Raw genomic sequence first — 15,329 nt, 5'->3', positions numbered from 1 at the left:
CCTAATCTGTTAACCGGCGGCAGTACTATCTGGTTTAATCAGCAACGCAAAATGCTGATTGGTTTTTTGTTCCAGTTGCCGGATCCGCATAATGCTGCTGAGACTGAAGATATGGCCTTCTGGCAACAGCAGTATCGCTTTGTCGTTATACAAGGCCTGTAATAACTGCATGCCAGGCTGCAGTTTTGCAGTGGTCAGCGGATGGACGGCATGATCCGTCACCGCGTCGTCCATCGTCAATACCAATTGCTCCAGTAACTGCACTAACTGCGGATCATAAAAGCTGCCCAGATGCAGCTTTATCTGCTGCAGCGCTTTGAGTTTACTGAGTTTGTCTTTGCTCAGCCGTGCCAGCATCGCCCCCCAGAAATCCCGCGCCAGTGCCAGAATACGGGCACCAAGCGGGATCTGTTCGCCAATCAGTTGGTCTGGACTGCCAGTGCCATTAAAACGTTCGTACTGATGCGCAATCATATCGGCCACAGCATGCAGGTGACTGGCTGGTGCCATCAACAGCTGGGCTTGTTGCGGGTGCTGCAGATAGCGTTGCCGTTCATGTAAATCGAGCTGATAAAAAGGTTTTTGGATCAGTTCAGCCGGTAAAGTGAGTAACCCAAGCTCGGCCAGCAAACCTGCCAACGCCACTTGCTCACAGCCAGCTTTATCCAGCCCGCTGCGCTGTGCCAGACTGCCAGCTAATTTGCTGACATTCTGGGCGTAAGCACCATCTAACAACGGCTGGCAACTGATGATGTTGTATAAAATTTTTAAGGTTGAATGCTGATCTAGCTGCAGTTGCTGCTGTGAATACTGTAACTGCCGGATCAGTTGGCGCAGCAGACTGGTGCGCTCTTCTACCCGCTGCTCCAGTTGCTGATTAAACTGCTCCAGCTGTTGATTCCGCAGCTGAAGTTGCTGCTGCAACTCGCTATTACGTTGCTGCAACGCCACTTTATCTAAACCATCGCGCAAAGCGGTCAACAGATCCTGCTGGTGCCATGGTTTTTGCAAATAACGATGGATCTGACCTTGATTCACCGCCGCCAATGTCGACGCCATATCGGCATAACCACTGAGAATAATCCGGTACGTAGCCGGATATAACCTGGCGACTTCGGTCAGAAACTCGGCTCCTGACATCTGCGGCATTTTCATATCTGACATCACCAGATTAACAGGCTGGCTCGCTAACAACTGCAGTGCCTCAGCACCGGAAGTGGCCAGTAACAACTGAAATCCCTGCCCCGCCAGCAATCTTTGCAGTGATGCTAAAATGTTCGGTTCATCGTCGACACAGAGCACCGTCATGTTGGCGGGAGATTGGCTGTCACGACTTGTGTCACTCATCTCAACCTCCAATTGAGTGCCTCAGAGGCTGCGAGCCAGCGCCGGACCGGCCGCCGTCTGATGCAGCGGCAACCGGATGGTAAAGCAACTGCCTTTACCGACTTCGCTTTCCACCTGTAAACTACCCTGATGACGGTGGATAATACTGTAGGATAACGACAACCCCAGACCTGTGCCCTCACCAACCGCTTTAGTGGTGAAAAAAGGCTCAAAAATCCTTGTCAGATGTTCAGGCGCTATGCCTTTGCCGCTATCACAAATCCTGACCTGCAGGGCTTCGTCTTGCTGACACAAGTCGATAGTTATACGACCAAAACCTTCAATCGCCTGGGCAGCATTGACCAGCAGATTCATAAACACCTGATTGAGCTGCATTGCTTGACAATATAACTGCGGCAAATCCGGCTGATAGTTTTTGATCACTTCCGCTTTAAACTTCAGCTCATTTTGTAAAATTCGTAAAGTACTGTCCAGACCGGCACTGACATCAGCCAACTGCCAGTCCTGGCTGTCGACATGGGAGAAGTCTTTTAAGCTTTTAACAATTTCCATCACCCGGCGCGCGCCATCCAGAGACTCCTTGATCAGCTCAGGACAATCCTGCAGTAAAAACGCCAAATTCAGCCGCTGAAACAGATCGGCTTTTAAATTGACCAGCGCTGGCTGCGCGGTTTTATCGACCATTTTGCCAAGTACTTCAATGGCTTTGAGCATCTTGTTACTGTAATCAGCCAAGGACTGCAAATTGGAAAAGATAAATCCGACCGGGTTGTTAATCTCATGCGCCACCCCAGCTGCCAACTGACCTATGGCGGCCATTTTTTCCGATTGCAGTAACTGATTCTGCGCTTGCTCTAACTTCAGGATCAGTTGTTGTTGTTGCTGTTTTTCCTGCTCCAACGTTTCAGTCAGCCGGACCAGCTCCTGCTGATAACTGGCTGTCACTGTCATATCATGCACCGTAATACAAGCGCAGCTCACCTCGTTGTCATCAGCAAAAATTGGATAAATTTCAACGTTTTGATACATCTGGCATTCTTCGCCAGTGATAGGCCTGCTGCTATGAAATTCAAACACCGCCGGCCTTTGTTCCCAATAAGAGTAAGTGGCATTTTTCAGTACAAACACACTGTTAATTTTGCGTTTCAGAAAAGCTGCCTGCTGCGGAAACAACGCCAGAATGGACTGACCTTCAACGCTACTCAGCGGTAGCTGTAGCCGATCAGCAAAAAAATCATTCCAAAACAAAATACGATAGTTGGCATCAACCACGCAGGCGCCGATGGATAACTGAGTCACCACATGCTGAAATAAGCTTTGTTGCTGCATTATCCCCTCCCGCCATTGCCCACTAACTAAGCAAGGTATCAATCCGCTGTTGCAAATCCCGGATCGATTTTTCATCAAGACAAATCATCACTTTCGAGCTGAATGCCACCTGTTCGATAGTAAAACTGATTTCCAGCAGCAAGGCATGCTGCCAACTGTAATGATCCTGCCGCAGCTCAGGCTTAAACAGCGCCGGTGCCGCCAGATGCAACCTCGTTGACAGCTGCTCGACCATGCCTTTGAGACAAGCGCCAGCCAGAATATTACTCAGCTCCAGTACCAGCTCATCGTAACTGTTGTCATCCATCGGTTGCTCATACGCCATGCTCTCGCCAAGCTGAGCACAACCCTGATGGCTGATCATGGAAATCACTTCCCCGCGTAAATCGCCCATAAAAGACTGACGGGCAAAATAATGATCCCTGGCCTGTTGATAAAAACTATCCAAGCCCTGCGGTGTCGTAATGGCAATCTTTGGAATGGATAAGGTCACCTGGATATCAATCAACAGCGCCAGCGCATTGGCGGCTTGTCCCATCGAAATATTCATCACTTCCTGCAACGCATCCCGTTGCAGCTCATTCATCGCAGGGTTTTGATCAGCAGCATCAGGTTCTGCCGCGGCCTGGCTATTCATAGCAACCCCACCTCAAGTAATAACTGCTGCAATTGACTGGCATTGAGCGGTTTTTGTAAAAAACCAACGGCTCCCAGACTCAACACCCTGGCCACGGCCTGTGGCTGAATATCGGCACTAATCACAATAATCACCGTATTCACTTCCTGCTGCTGTAATTCGGCTAACACGCCGAAGCCATCCAGCACCGGCATTTGCAAATCCAGTAACAATAATTCGGCTTTACCGGCCGCCACCGCCTGTAAGGCTTCGGCACCATTACAGGCCTCAGTGATCGCCGCATCCAGCGCTGGCGGTAAAGCTTTGCGGATATTTTTGCGCGATAACAATGAGTCATCAGCGATTGTCAATTGCAGGGCCATCAGCAGTGTCTCCAAAACGCAAACCAGCAACTGCAGCTGCAGTTTACTCATTTGACGCAAATGTCTTATTTGTCTCTTGATTTGGAGATTAGTCAGGCATCGAAAGAACGTCAAGGTCAGAGCATAAAAAACCAGCAGCAGTGACGCGCCGGTTTGTCACCACCACCACAATTGACCCTCAGCTCAGTTTAGCTGAGTTGCTGTAACAACACTTCCTGTTCCAGGAAACGCTGGCTGCGGTTAAAGGCATCAGCCAGACCATAGAGATGATGTTTTTCTGCCAGCGCTATGGCTTTCACCAACTGTGGCTGTTGTTTGGGTTTGTGGATAAAACCACTGAGCCAGGGCGTCAAATCAGGTGCCGTCAGCAGCCTAACCTTATCGCCATGGCGTTTATGCAGCGTGTCGAAAGTTTCCAGCCCGGCGGCATCATAATCAAAAGCACAATACAAACTGCGATAAAGTTGCAGATAAGGTTGTAACAGCGCCGCACTGATGCGCGAGCCGGCAGCGAAAATCACATCGGTATCCGCCAGCGAAAACGGCTGTGCCAGCATCTGGGTTGCCAATTGCAACACCTTGGGATAACTGAAAAAATTTTCTTCATTTTCAATCAGTAAGGCTTGTTTTTTCACATTGAACCCCAGTGACAGCTGAGCGCCACCATCGGCACCACTGCGGCTCAGCACCAGATCTGGTCTGTCACTGTGTTGTCCGCTGTGATACACCAGCAGATAACTGTGCGAAGTGCCAGCCTGATGCGAGTCGCCCTGTAAACTGGCTTCCAGCCTGCTGGCTGGTGCCTCGGCACTTTGGCAGAGTTGGTCAAATAATTGCGGATCGAGGATGGTCAGTTGCCATTTGCCAGCACCGGTGGCCCGCACTTTAAACAGCTCGGCCTTACGCTGATAAAAACCAGGCGGTAACAACTGCAAAAATTTCTGATATTGCACCGGTTTACCGGCCCGGATCTGTTGCAGATATTTTTTCAGCATCTTATGTCCTTGCCTCTAAACCGCAGCCATCAAAACGTCTGCCCCAGTGACAGATAAAAACGATAGGGTTTTTGCTGTGGACCCGCTTCCGCCTGACCGTAACCCAGATATAAAGGCCCAAACGGGCTGTCCCAGCCGGCAAATACACTACCAGCCCACAACCACTGATCATGTTGTGCCAAATTACGATCGCCAAATCTGGGCTCAGTCACCATGCCTCGTTCCAGCGAAGCGCCCAGATAAAACGGCGCATTAAAAAAACTGAATCTGCTGTCACTGAGCTGATACAAATACACCAGACTGCCAAAGCGGACTTGAGAGCCAAACAAATAATTTTTCGGATAACCAGATAAATTCAGCAAACCACCCAGCGTAAACTGCTCCAGTGCCACTGTGCCATCTGCACCGGAAAAATTATCCCAACGCAACCGGCCGCGCCAGATATGGGCCCCCAGCCGATAAGCGGTTTCAGCCCGCAGCAAAGAACTGTGACTATGAGTGCGCCCGCCCAGCACATTATCTTGCAGCCGCTGCACACTGCCCTCTACCTTATAACCACGGGTCGGAAAACTGAGTTGATCCAGCGTATCAACGACCAGTGCCGTTTCAACGCCCCGGCGTAAATAGGACAAGGTGCCAAAGTTGAACTGGGTTGCGATAGCTGCCGGAAAACGGTAATACCCATCCCGTTGCACTAAACCAAGGCTCAGATTGGCGTTGTCCAGCGGATGAAAACCAAACTCAGCGCCAAACTGAAACTCAGTATTGTTTAATTCGCCATCGGATAACCCAACACTATTTTCCAGCCCAAGCAAAGTACGACTCTGCTGCAGCCGGCCCGCAGTGTAAAAGCCAGAATCAGCCAGTGGCCAATATAATTCAGACTTCAACAGTTTATCGCTGCCCAGTGCCAGATCGGTTTGCCATTCGGCACCAAAAGCTGACAGCTCAGTCCACAAATAGGAGGCTGCAATTTGATAGTTGTGGGTATTGCTAAAATCATCCTCTAACTGAAAGCGAAAATTAAGATAAGCCGGCCCCCAACTTTTTGGTAAGGCTTGTAGTTTGAGCCGTTGTTTGCCATCTGGCGTGCGGATCAGACTACTACTGATCCGTTCCAGCGTATCCAGCCCATAGACCCGGCGCAAGGCTGCGGTAATATCAGCACTGTTTAGTTTTTGCTGTTGACTAAGGCCCAGCCGTTGTAACAGTAACTCATCCGCTAACCCGGTGCGGTTATCTAACTCGACATCCGCCAGTTGCATACTGCTATGGTCCTGTCGCCGATGCTGCTGCCGCCAGTTGGCATAATGCGCTGGCTGGCTGAAATTCTGCAACAAAGGCGCCGCTTGTTGCGCAACGTCTTCACCCGCCTTGATCGCAATGTCAATTTGGCCAAAATCCAGCGTACCAATTTGCTGTAATGCCGGCTGTAACAGCAGATCCTGTGGCCCCAGTAGTTTCAACTGACGCTCCACCGCTTCGCGCACCAGAAAACTGGTCAATTGTTCAGTAATCGCCATCGCACTGTCCAGCTGTTGCTGTTGCAACAAAGGCGCATCAATGGCAACGGCAATCACCTGGTCGGCTCCCAACGCCTTGGCGACACTGATCGGCAAATTATTGGCGACCCCGCCATCGACTAGCCAGCGGTTATTGATTTCCATCGGCCGTACCACGCCCGGGATGGACATAGATGCCTGCACCGCCAGCAATAGACTGCCATCCGCCAACACCACAGTGTCGCGATTGACCAGATCCGTGGCAATAGCGCGAAATGGAATAGGCAATTGGTCAAAACTGCTAAATTCCGGCACCACGCCGTAGGCATGCTGGATCAGTGCCGCCATGGCCTGGCCATGCAATACCCCTTTGGGCAGCTTCAGGCCACGGCTGTCGACACCGAGATCGAGATTTATAGGGAAATCATCGCGTTGTTGTTTGCGGCGCATTGGCATTTCATCACGCTCAACCCGATCCCGAAAGCCCTGGCCCCAGGAGGTTTGTTGCATGATCTGTTCAATTTCAGCCGGGCTGTGGCCTAGCGCATATAAACCACCGACATAAGCACCGATACTGGTGCCAACAATCAAATCGACCGGAATACTGCGCCGTTCCAGTTCTTTTAATACACCGACATGGGCACCACCGCGGGCACCACCGCCACCCAGCACCAGCGCCACACAAGGGCGATCCAGCACTTTGGCACAAGGGCTTTGGGCTGCTTGCAGTTCAGTCCCAGGCCACAGACTCAACCAACACAGCATCACCAGGCCCAAACGACCTAATCCGGTACAACCCATCCGCATGATTTATCCCTTGCTCTGAATGTCACCAGCTTAGCCGACTGTGCCGCCACTGCCAATGCTCAGGACAGCGCAGCAATCATTTAACGCTTTTGTCGCAGGCAGATGACAACCTCGAGACCAGATTCAAAAAAACTTAATAAGTATCCATTGAAATTGTCATAATGTTCATCTAACGTACCCCATTCGCTGGAAAGTTGAACAACTTTTCAGCGTATTTCGCTGAAAAACATCAAAAACACAATCACTGCCACTCAGCCATATGGAAATACCTATGAACGCTAAATTACTGCTTTTGTCCGCCTTCATGGCGCCGGCAATTCAGGCTGAACCTTTTATCTCCGAATATGTAGAAGGTTCAGGCAATAACAAAGCCATTGAAATTTATAATCCGGCAGCAACGCCGCTGGATCTGACCGGTTACAGCCTACAGGTCTACTCCAACGGTAAAACCACCGTTAGCAAAACGATCGCCTTAAAAGGCTCAGTTGCAGCCAAAGGGGTCTTGGTGCTGGTCGACACCGCAGCGGTGGCCGATTTAAAAGCCAAACAAAGTTCAAACGATTTAACTCTTGGCACCGGTAACTTTAACGGCAACGACGTGGTTGCTTTGTATAAAGGCACCACGCTGATTGATGTGATTGGCCGTATTGGTGAAGATCCGGGCAAAGGCTGGATCAACGGTGATGTGCAAACGCTGGACAAAACACTGGTGCGTAAACCTGAAGTGACCGCTGGGGATGCAATTGGTAACGATGCTTTTGATCCGGCCGTGCAGTGGTTGAGTTATGAAAACAATACTTTTACTTATTTAGGCAGTCACAGTGCGGCAGGTGGCGGCAACCCGGATCCAACGCCTGATCCAGATCCGGAACCCACGCCGGACCCACTGATTGGTCAGTGTGGCGCTGCCGCAACCTTGGTCAGCCGTATTCAGGGCAACACTGATGTGTCACCTGAAGTCGGTAAAACCCACGTCGTCGAAGGTGTGGTTACCCTACAACTGCCAACTGCCAGCGGTTTTTATCTGCAAGAAGAAGACGCCGATGCCGACCAGGATGCCAATACCTCAGAAGCTATTTTTGTCTATAACAACGGCGTCACTGGCTATCCAGAGCCAGGTCAGAAAGTCCGCGTCATGGGTGTGGTGGAAGAGTTCTTCACTAAGACCCAATTAAAACGCTCCACTGCCTGGGTCGACTGTGGTCAGGGTCCAGCGGTTTCCAGCGTGACGCTGCAATTACCACTTGCCAGCAACAACCTGCTGGAGTCACTGGAAAATATGCAAGTGCATTTTGACCAGACACTGACCGTCTCTGACACCTTTAAGCTGGGTCGCTACGGTGAACTGACGCTGTCTGCTGATCGCTTGTATATTCCGACCAATCTGTACCGTCCAGGTTCAGCTGAAGCATTAGCGCTGGCAGCTAAAAACAGCCGTAACCGTATTGTGCTGGATGACAAACAAAACGGCCAGAACCCGGCTGTGGTACCATTCCCGGCGCCGGGCTTGTCGATGGATAACCCGGTACGGATGGGCGATCAAGTGCAAAACCTGCGTGGTGTGCTGGATTACAGCTTCAGTGCCTGGCGTTTAATGCCGGCAGTCACTGCGCAATTTATCCAGACAAACCCACGGCAGGAAGCACCGGAATTACGCCGCGAAGGCAGCCTGAAAGTCGCCAGTTTTAACGTGCTGAACTACTTTAACGGCAATGGCACTGGCGGTGGTTTCCCAACTTCTCGCGGCGCCACGACTGCAGCTGAATTCGAACGTCAGGCTGACAAAATTGTGGCAGCACTGACTGCAATGAACGCAGACGTGGTTGGTCTGATGGAAATCGAAAACGATGGCTTTGGCAGCACCAGCGCTATTGCGGACTTAGTCGGTCGCCTGAATGCCGAAGTCGGTGAAAACCGTTATGCCTTTGCCCAGGTTGCAGGCAGCAACAGAATTGGCTCCGACGAAATTACCGTTGGTTTGTTGTATAACCGCCTGACGGTAGCCCCGGTGGGCGCAGCGGCAACCACCAACAGTGGTATTTTCGCCACCGGCAACCGTCAGCCACTGGCGCAAAGTTTCCGTGAACTGGCGAGTGATGAAGTCTTCACTGTGGTGGTGAACCACTTTAAGTCCAAAGGCAGTTGCCCAACAGGTGGTCAGGATGCTGACAAAGGCGATGGCCAGAGCTGCTGGAATGCCACCCGAGTGCAAGCCGCCACTCAGTTGATGAGCTGGTTAGCTGGCAACCCGACCGGCCAGACCGATCCGGATGTACTGGTGATGGGTGACTTAAACGCTTACGCCAAAGAAGATCCAATTCATACCTTTACCAGCAATGGTTTTGTTGATTTGGTGGAGAAATACCAGGGACAACATGGCTATGGCTACAGCTTTAATGGCGAAGCCGGTTACCTGGACCATGCCCTGGCCAGCACTAGCCTGTCTGCCCAAGTAGTAGAAGCCATTGAATGGCATATCAACTCGGATGAACCCATCAGTTTTGATTACAATGTTGAATTTAAAACCCAACAGCAACAAACTGATTATTATCAGGCCAACGCTTATCGTTCGTCTGACCATGATCCGGTGATTGTTGCCTTGGCACTGGCTGGCGCCAACCCAGCTGATCTGGACAAAGATGGTGATGTCGACACTAAAGATATCAGCCTGTTCAATACCTTACTGCGCAGCGGTCAGCCACTGTCAATAAGCTATGACTTTAATAAAGACGGCAAAGTCAACAGCCTGGATGCCCGGGTGATGTCTTCACTTTGTACATACGCCCGTTGTGCAGTGAAATAACTTAAATATTAAAAAGGAAGTATGATGTTCAAAAAATTATTTGCCGCTGCAGCTTTGTTGCTCAGCGTACAGGCCAATGCCACGCTGATCACCGTGGATCTGGACCAAGCCAGTTACAACGTTGGTGATACCATCAAAGCCAGTCTGGTGCTGACTGAAATTCAAGCCCTGGTGACTGGTTTTGATGCCAGCCTGCTGTTTAACCAAAGCCTGGTGGAACTGACGGAAGTCAAATTCGGTGACTTCTTATCGCTGCCAGCTGTAGGCAGTGATCAAGGTGACATTCGCAGCGCCGGTAAAGTCGATCTGTATGAGCTGTTTTTTGGCTTCTCGACGGAAGATCTGTTTGAGTTAAGCCAGGTACAGGCCAACAGTCCTTTTGTACTGGCGACTGTCAGCTTTAAAGCGTTAAAAGCAGGTGCCAATCAGTTTGCGCTGCGCGGTTTATCTGTGCTGTACACGCCAGAAGATGGTCCGGAGTATTCGGATAATGAAACCCGTGGTCGCTCTGCCACAGCCCAGATCAGCGGACCAGCCTCAGTGCCGGCACCTGCCACGCTGCTGCTGCTGTTACCAGCGCTGTGGTTGTTACGCCGCCGCCAGCACTAAGCGACCCCCCGCTTGAAACAGGCCGCTCTGCGGCCTGTTTTTTATGCTGCTCCGGACATGGATGGCTTTGCTGTCATCTGGTTCAGGTAGATAGCAAAGTATTGCAGTTGCGATGCGCTGTATCCATGCTGCGACAAAAGCCATTTATTGCAGCCACTGCTTGAATTACATCTATACTTGCAGCCAAATCCAGTGATCGGATAACCCAATGCCGGCTGGACATTTTCAGCTTGTGGCTTGGCCACAAGCTGAAAAAAACTGTGACAAGATAATGATTTTGAAGTGAAATCTGATTCTATGCAGTGTTGCTGATATGCTATGCTGCCACTTTCAGACCAGATGCCAACCCGAGGTCTCATGTTCGATTCGTTACGCAGCCGATTGATCCTGTTACTGCTTGGTTTACTCAGCCTGATGGCCGTTTCGATTGGCGCAGCCACTTTAAGTGCGATGAAACGGGACAGCTACAGCCAAGCGGAAAAAAACTTGTCTGTGGCGGAGAAGGTATTTCAGCAATTGCTGGCCAACAGAGTCAAACAATTGGCCGATTCGGTCCGGATTGTCAGCAGTGATTTTGGTTTTCGTCATGCGGTTGCAACCTCAGAACAAGATACCATTAGTTCAGTGTTGGAAAACCACGGTGGCCGTATTGATGCAAACATCAGTATGCTGCTGTCACTGGATGGTCAGATAGTCGCCAGTACCCAACCCATTTCAGCCAGTCAGATCTCGCCTTTTTTTCAGCGCATGAAAGAAAATGGTCAGGATAGCGATGCCGATATCCTGCTGCTCGGTGATCAAGCCTATCAGTTAGTGATGCAACCGGTGAAAGCGCCGCAAATCATCGGCTGGGTAGGTATGGGGTTTGTGCTGGACCGCGCACTGGCGTTACAAATTAAAGGCGTCACCGAACTCGACATCAGTTTTACCGCCGTCAGACAAGGTCAGCCACAACTTCTCGCTAGCACGCTGGATGGCGAAGAGCAAAGCTCTGATATCAAAGCCCAGCCACAACAAATGGTGGATTTGGTCCTCAACGACAGTATGCCACCTTACCTGAATCAGTCCGTCGCGCTGGATCAACAGCAACAACTCTGGGCTTTGCTGCATTTACCCACCCAACGCTGGCGTGACAATTATCTGCTGGCACGCAGCCAGCTCCTGCTGATTTTTGGCCTGGGTTTATTTCTGGCTTTATTACTGGCCTATACAGTCGCCCGCAGTATCACTGAACCTTTACGGCAACTCACCGATTTTGCCCGTAACATCGGCCAGGGTGTAACGGCCTCGCTGCCGAAAGTACACAAAGGCGAAGTCGGTTTACTGAGTCAGACGCTAAACCGGATGCAACAGGACCTGCAGCAACGTGAGCAACAACTGTTGTTTCAGTCGCAATATGATTCCTTGACCGGTCTGGCGAACCGCAGTCTGGCAGAAATCAAACTGCCTGAATTGCTGCAATTGCAGCCACAGCAATTATTACTGATTAATATCAAAGATTTTAAACATATCAATGACGCCTTTGGTTATCAGAATGGCGATCTGTTACTGCAACAACTGGCACAGCGGTTACAACAATGTCAGTTGCAACCCTCCTTGGTCGCACGCTTAGGTGGAGATGAGTTTTTGCTGGTGCATCAGCAGATCATGGACATGAGCCTGCTGCTGCAGATCCAACAAAAACTCAGTCGTGATTTCCGGCTTGGTAACTCTGGCTTGAATCTGACGCTGGCACTGGCGGTTTATACCACCACCACAGCCAGCGATCCGTCTCAAAGCCAGTTGAGTGCCAACGATGCGCTGCGCCGGGTCGCTATCGCCATGATGCATGCCAAACAGCGCAATGATCATATTGCGGTTTATCAGCAGGGCCAGGATGAAAGCCATCAGCGTGAACTGACCATTTTGCAGGATTTACCGCTGTCGTTAGCCACAGGTCAGATGTTTGTGGTGTATCAGCCTAAGGTCGAGCTTGACAGTCAGCGTTGCCACAGTGCTGAAGCGCTGATCCGCTGGCAACATCCGGTGCTGGGGTTTATTCCACCGGATGAATTTATCCGGCTGGCAGAGCACTCAGGCTTAATTGCCCAAATCACCGACTGGATGACAGAGCAGGTATTGGCGCAACTGGCACAGTGGCAACAACAAGGCATCCGGCTGAAAGTGGCAATTAACCTGTCGGCACACGATCTGACCAATCCGCAGCTACCGGCCCGGCTGGCACAACGCCTCAGCCACTTCGCGCTGGATGCCACAGCGCTGGCATTGGAGGTTACCGAAGGTGCGGTGATGCAGGATCCCCAACAAGTGATCCGGATCCTGACCGAATTAAGATGTATGGGCATAGAACTAGCCATTGATGATTTTGGCACCGGACAATCTTCGCTGGCTTATCTGAAACAATTGCCTGTGCATGAAGTGAAAATTGATCGGGCTTTTGTCAAAGATATTGAACACAACGGCAATGATGAACTGATCGTTCAGGCTACCACCCAACTAGCACATGGCCTTGGTTTATTAGTCACTGCAGAAGGGCTGGAAAATTTGGCCGGATTGGCCAAACTACAACAGCATGGCATTGATAAAGTACAAGGTTACTTTTTTTCGAAACCGCTACCGGCTGCCGATTTTTCCCGCTGGCTCAGCGAGTTCAGCCAACAACGAAACCGCTGGTTTGGTGACATCAGCCTGACTGCAGCCGTCTCAGGCAAAGCCAGCAGTCACTGAGTCAGGCTGCCAGCGCTGTTTGAGCACCTGAACACCACTTAAGCAACCGCAACTAAGGTCAACTGACCCTGGGAGATTTGATGAAATATCTGGCATTACTGCTGCTGTGCTGTGCCCTGCCGGCACAGGCTGGCAGCAAAGTGATAGCCACTGGCGGCGCCAGCACTATCGAAGGTGCAGCCGGTGGTGGTATTGTGCCCTGGGCGGTGATTAAAGGTTATGCCAGCAGCGGACAGTGGTCCGTCAGCGCCATGCGTAATCAGGTTGGGGTGGATGATTTCACCCTGCACAGCACTGGGGTAGGCCTGAGCTATGACAACCATTATGAAATCAGTTTCAGCCGGCAAAAATTTCAGCTTGATACCCTAGGTGGAGATTTACAACAGGATGTTATTGGCCTGAAGTACCATCTGGCGGGTGAACTGCTTTACACCGCAATGCCGCAAATCAGTGTCGGCATGCAATACAAAAAACATCGTAATTTTACTTTACCCGCCCTGGTCGGGGCGCGACAAGATAGCGGCATTGACTGGTATCTGGCCGCATCCAAAGTTTATTTTAATGCGGTTGCTGGCCGTAATCTGCTGCTCAATGCCACAGTCCGCGCCACCAAAGCCAATCAAACCGGTTTGCTCGGTTTTAGCAGCGCCAGTTCGCAAAGTTATCGTTATATGCTGGAAACGTCCGCCGCTGTGCTGCTGACGCCAGCGCTGGCGGTTGGGGTGGAGTTCCGGCAAAAACCAAATCAATTGGCTTTTGCTGCTGAAGAACACTGGCGCGATCTGTTTGTCGGCTGGTTTATCAACCAGCACCTCAGCGTCGTGGCGGGTTATGTTGATTTGGGTAAGATTGCCGGCCTGGCTGAGCAACAAGGTTATTATCTGGCTGTGGAGGCAACATGGTAAATCGGATTGGGTGTCTGCTGGTGTTGCTCATCAGCTTGGGTGCTGGCAGTGGTTGTCAGCAAAAACCTGCTGCAGATCAACTCTATCAGCAACTAGGTCAGCAGGCGGGCATCAGCCAGATCGTGGATGGTTTATTACACGAAATCGAACATGATCCGCAAATTGTGCATCATTTCCAGGATACCGACATCGAACGCTTCCGCAGACTTTTAATTGAACAATTATGCGAACTCAGCGGTGGACCGTGCAAATACACCGGTGTCAGTATGCAGGAAAGTCATACCGGCTTTCAGATCACCCAGGCCGATTTTGACAATCTGGTACGCCATCTGATGAAAGTGATGACAGCGCAAAAGATCGCGATCAGTGCACAGAATCAGTTGCTGGGACTATTAGCCCCCATGTACGGCGATGTGGTCTATCGTTAAAACCGTTCCAGTGACTGGGCCAGCTGTTCAAAACGGGCATGCTGATAAAGCTGAGGATTATTAAAGAGTTCTGCCAGTCTGCCACTCTGATACAAGCGTCGCATGCCTGCGTCAAAAGCGCGCGCCAGCATGCGACCGTTAAAATCATTATGGAACACCGGGTACATTGGCTGTGCTGCCGCTAATTCTGTACTGTAAAACCGGCTTTTCAGCGTTGTTGGCAGATGCATCTGGTAGCTGATAAAAGCCGTCAGCCGGCCATGCTGCAATAAGGTAAATCCTTCCTGATCTGTCGCCACTTCATAAGACTTCACCGAAACTGGCAGGTAGCGGTCAAAATCATACCCCAACAACCAGCCCACCGGCTGATCCTGCAGCTGTTGCAGGCTGCTGAGCTGTTGCAGACTGAATAATAAAATAGGCTGGTCATAATCCAGATGCCAACGTGGCCATAAGCGCATCGGATCGGCCGAGCGATAATCGCAGATCAGGATATCGGCTCTGTTGGCCTGGAACATATGCTTGGCTCTTTTCCAGTTACTGGTGCGGATATTTAACTGAATATTTTCTGTCGCCAGTGCTTCGCGCAGGATCTGAAAATACAGCCCTGTGCCATCAGCATGGGTATAACCAGGCCATTGCGCCGCCGCGACTGTTAACGTTTTGGCTTGACTGACCACGCTATACCAAACGCAAACAGACAGCAGCAAACCAGACCACAATCGGTTTATTCCAACAGCAATCAACTTCTGCATGCACTTAATACCGTGTTTTAGCCCTAAAACTGCAAAATCAGAAAAAACTGCTTTATTGATAGGTGTTTCATCTGGTAAAAGCAAGCTTTTTAGCCTCAACCTTGGGTAATGAGTACCAAAGTA

General features: G+C 50.7%; 12 protein-coding genes. 5 read left to right on the top strand and 7 right to left on the bottom strand.

What is annotated here, in order from left to right; genetic code table 11:
* Positions 1 to 9: 9 nt before the first annotated feature.
* From nosR to AC53GJ_RS02920, 6 genes are all read right to left on the bottom strand, one after another.
* Positions 10 to 1,347 carry a response regulator c-di-GMP phosphodiesterase, NosR family gene (nosR, locus tag AC53GJ_RS02945; RefSeq protein ID WP_496731044.1) on the bottom strand — a complete coding sequence of 446 codons (1,338 nt, stop codon included), beginning with the start codon at positions 1,345 to 1,347 and terminating at the stop codon, positions 10 to 12.
* Between the two features lie 21 nt (positions 1,348 to 1,368).
* Positions 1,369 to 2,676 carry a sensor histidine kinase gene (locus AC53GJ_RS02940; RefSeq protein WP_496731043.1) on the bottom strand — a complete coding sequence of 436 codons (1,308 nt, stop codon included), beginning with the start codon at positions 2,674 to 2,676 and terminating at the stop codon, positions 1,369 to 1,371.
* A gap of 22 nt (positions 2,677 to 2,698) precedes the next feature.
* Entirely contained in the window at positions 2,699 to 3,313 is a 615-nt protein-coding gene (locus AC53GJ_RS02935; protein ID WP_496731042.1) for a chemotaxis protein CheC, read from the bottom strand.
* Entirely contained in the window at positions 3,310 to 3,675 is a 366-nt protein-coding gene (locus AC53GJ_RS02930) for a response regulator (RefSeq protein ID WP_496731041.1), read from the bottom strand. The genes AC53GJ_RS02935 and AC53GJ_RS02930 overlap by 4 nt, the downstream gene beginning before the upstream one ends.
* 188 nt (positions 3,676 to 3,863) lie before the next feature.
* Entirely contained in the window at positions 3,864 to 4,670 is an 807-nt protein-coding gene (locus AC53GJ_RS02925) for a hypothetical protein (protein WP_496731040.1), read from the bottom strand.
* A gap of 29 nt (positions 4,671 to 4,699) precedes the next feature.
* A complete protein-coding gene (locus AC53GJ_RS02920) occupies positions 4,700 to 6,979 on the bottom strand; it encodes a patatin-like phospholipase family protein (RefSeq protein WP_496731039.1) in 2,280 nt (759 codons plus the stop codon).
* A gap of 271 nt (positions 6,980 to 7,250) precedes the next feature.
* On the opposite strand from AC53GJ_RS02920, the gene AC53GJ_RS02915 reads away from it, so the two are divergent.
* The 5 genes from AC53GJ_RS02915 to AC53GJ_RS02895 all read left to right on the top strand — a co-directional run bounded on the left by AC53GJ_RS02915 (position 7,251) and on the right by AC53GJ_RS02895 (position 14,451).
* Positions 7,251 to 9,782 carry an ExeM/NucH family extracellular endonuclease gene (locus AC53GJ_RS02915; protein WP_496731038.1) on the top strand — a complete coding sequence of 844 codons (2,532 nt, stop codon included), beginning with the start codon at positions 7,251 to 7,253 and terminating at the stop codon, positions 9,780 to 9,782.
* A 21-nt stretch (positions 9,783 to 9,803) separates the two neighbouring features.
* Positions 9,804 to 10,391 carry a hypothetical protein gene (locus tag AC53GJ_RS02910; protein ID WP_496731037.1) on the top strand — a complete coding sequence of 196 codons (588 nt, stop codon included), beginning with the start codon at positions 9,804 to 9,806 and terminating at the stop codon, positions 10,389 to 10,391.
* A gap of 357 nt (positions 10,392 to 10,748) precedes the next feature.
* Positions 10,749 to 13,118, top strand: coding sequence for a bifunctional diguanylate cyclase/phosphodiesterase (locus tag AC53GJ_RS02905; protein ID WP_496731036.1), 2,370 nt, complete (start codon positions 10,749 to 10,751; stop codon positions 13,116 to 13,118).
* Between the two features lie 80 nt (positions 13,119 to 13,198).
* Positions 13,199 to 14,023 carry a DUF3034 family protein gene (locus AC53GJ_RS02900; RefSeq protein ID WP_496731035.1) on the top strand — a complete coding sequence of 275 codons (825 nt, stop codon included), beginning with the start codon at positions 13,199 to 13,201 and terminating at the stop codon, positions 14,021 to 14,023.
* A complete protein-coding gene (locus tag AC53GJ_RS02895; protein ID WP_496731034.1) occupies positions 14,017 to 14,451 on the top strand; it encodes a group I truncated hemoglobin in 435 nt (144 codons plus the stop codon). Before AC53GJ_RS02900 ends, AC53GJ_RS02895 begins: the two co-directional genes overlap by 7 nt.
* Here AC53GJ_RS02895 and AC53GJ_RS02890 read toward each other — a convergent pair.
* Positions 14,448 to 15,206, bottom strand: coding sequence for a transporter substrate-binding domain-containing protein (locus AC53GJ_RS02890; RefSeq protein WP_496731033.1), 759 nt, complete (start codon positions 15,204 to 15,206; stop codon positions 14,448 to 14,450). The genes AC53GJ_RS02895 and AC53GJ_RS02890 overlap by 4 nt on opposite strands.
* Positions 15,207 to 15,329: the final 123 nt, after the last annotated feature.

It is taken from the genome of Rheinheimera sp. B2H12 (assembly GCF_059620065.1).
The sequence above is the reverse complement of the archived record's forward strand: the minus strand, read 5'-3'. Positions and strand labels throughout refer to the sequence as shown.

Excerpts from the sequence above, each read along its gene's own strand:
- nosR (WP_496731044.1), bottom strand. The coding sequence starts at position 1,347 with ATGAGTGACACAAGTCGTGACAGCCAATCTCCCGCCAACATGACGGTG.
- AC53GJ_RS02940 (WP_496731043.1), bottom strand. The coding sequence starts at position 2,676 with ATGCAGCAACAAAGCTTATTTCAGCATGTGGTGACTCAGTTATCCATC.
- AC53GJ_RS02935 (WP_496731042.1), bottom strand. The coding sequence starts at position 3,313 with ATGAATAGCCAGGCCGCGGCAGAACCTGATGCTGCTGATCAAAACCCT.
- AC53GJ_RS02930 (WP_496731041.1), bottom strand. The coding sequence starts at position 3,675 with ATGGCCCTGCAATTGACAATCGCTGATGACTCATTGTTATCGCGCAAA.
- AC53GJ_RS02925 (WP_496731040.1), bottom strand. The coding sequence starts at position 4,670 with ATGCTGAAAAAATATCTGCAACAGATCCGGGCCGGTAAACCGGTGCAA.
- AC53GJ_RS02920 (WP_496731039.1), bottom strand. The coding sequence starts at position 6,979 with ATGCGGATGGGTTGTACCGGATTAGGTCGTTTGGGCCTGGTGATGCTG.
- AC53GJ_RS02915 (WP_496731038.1), top strand. The coding sequence starts at position 7,251 with ATGAACGCTAAATTACTGCTTTTGTCCGCCTTCATGGCGCCGGCAATT.
- AC53GJ_RS02910 (WP_496731037.1), top strand. The coding sequence starts at position 9,804 with ATGATGTTCAAAAAATTATTTGCCGCTGCAGCTTTGTTGCTCAGCGTA.
- AC53GJ_RS02905 (WP_496731036.1), top strand. The coding sequence starts at position 10,749 with ATGTTCGATTCGTTACGCAGCCGATTGATCCTGTTACTGCTTGGTTTA.
- AC53GJ_RS02900 (WP_496731035.1), top strand. The coding sequence starts at position 13,199 with ATGAAATATCTGGCATTACTGCTGCTGTGCTGTGCCCTGCCGGCACAG.
- AC53GJ_RS02895 (WP_496731034.1), top strand. The coding sequence starts at position 14,017 with ATGGTAAATCGGATTGGGTGTCTGCTGGTGTTGCTCATCAGCTTGGGT.
- AC53GJ_RS02890 (WP_496731033.1), bottom strand. The coding sequence starts at position 15,206 with ATGCAGAAGTTGATTGCTGTTGGAATAAACCGATTGTGGTCTGGTTTG.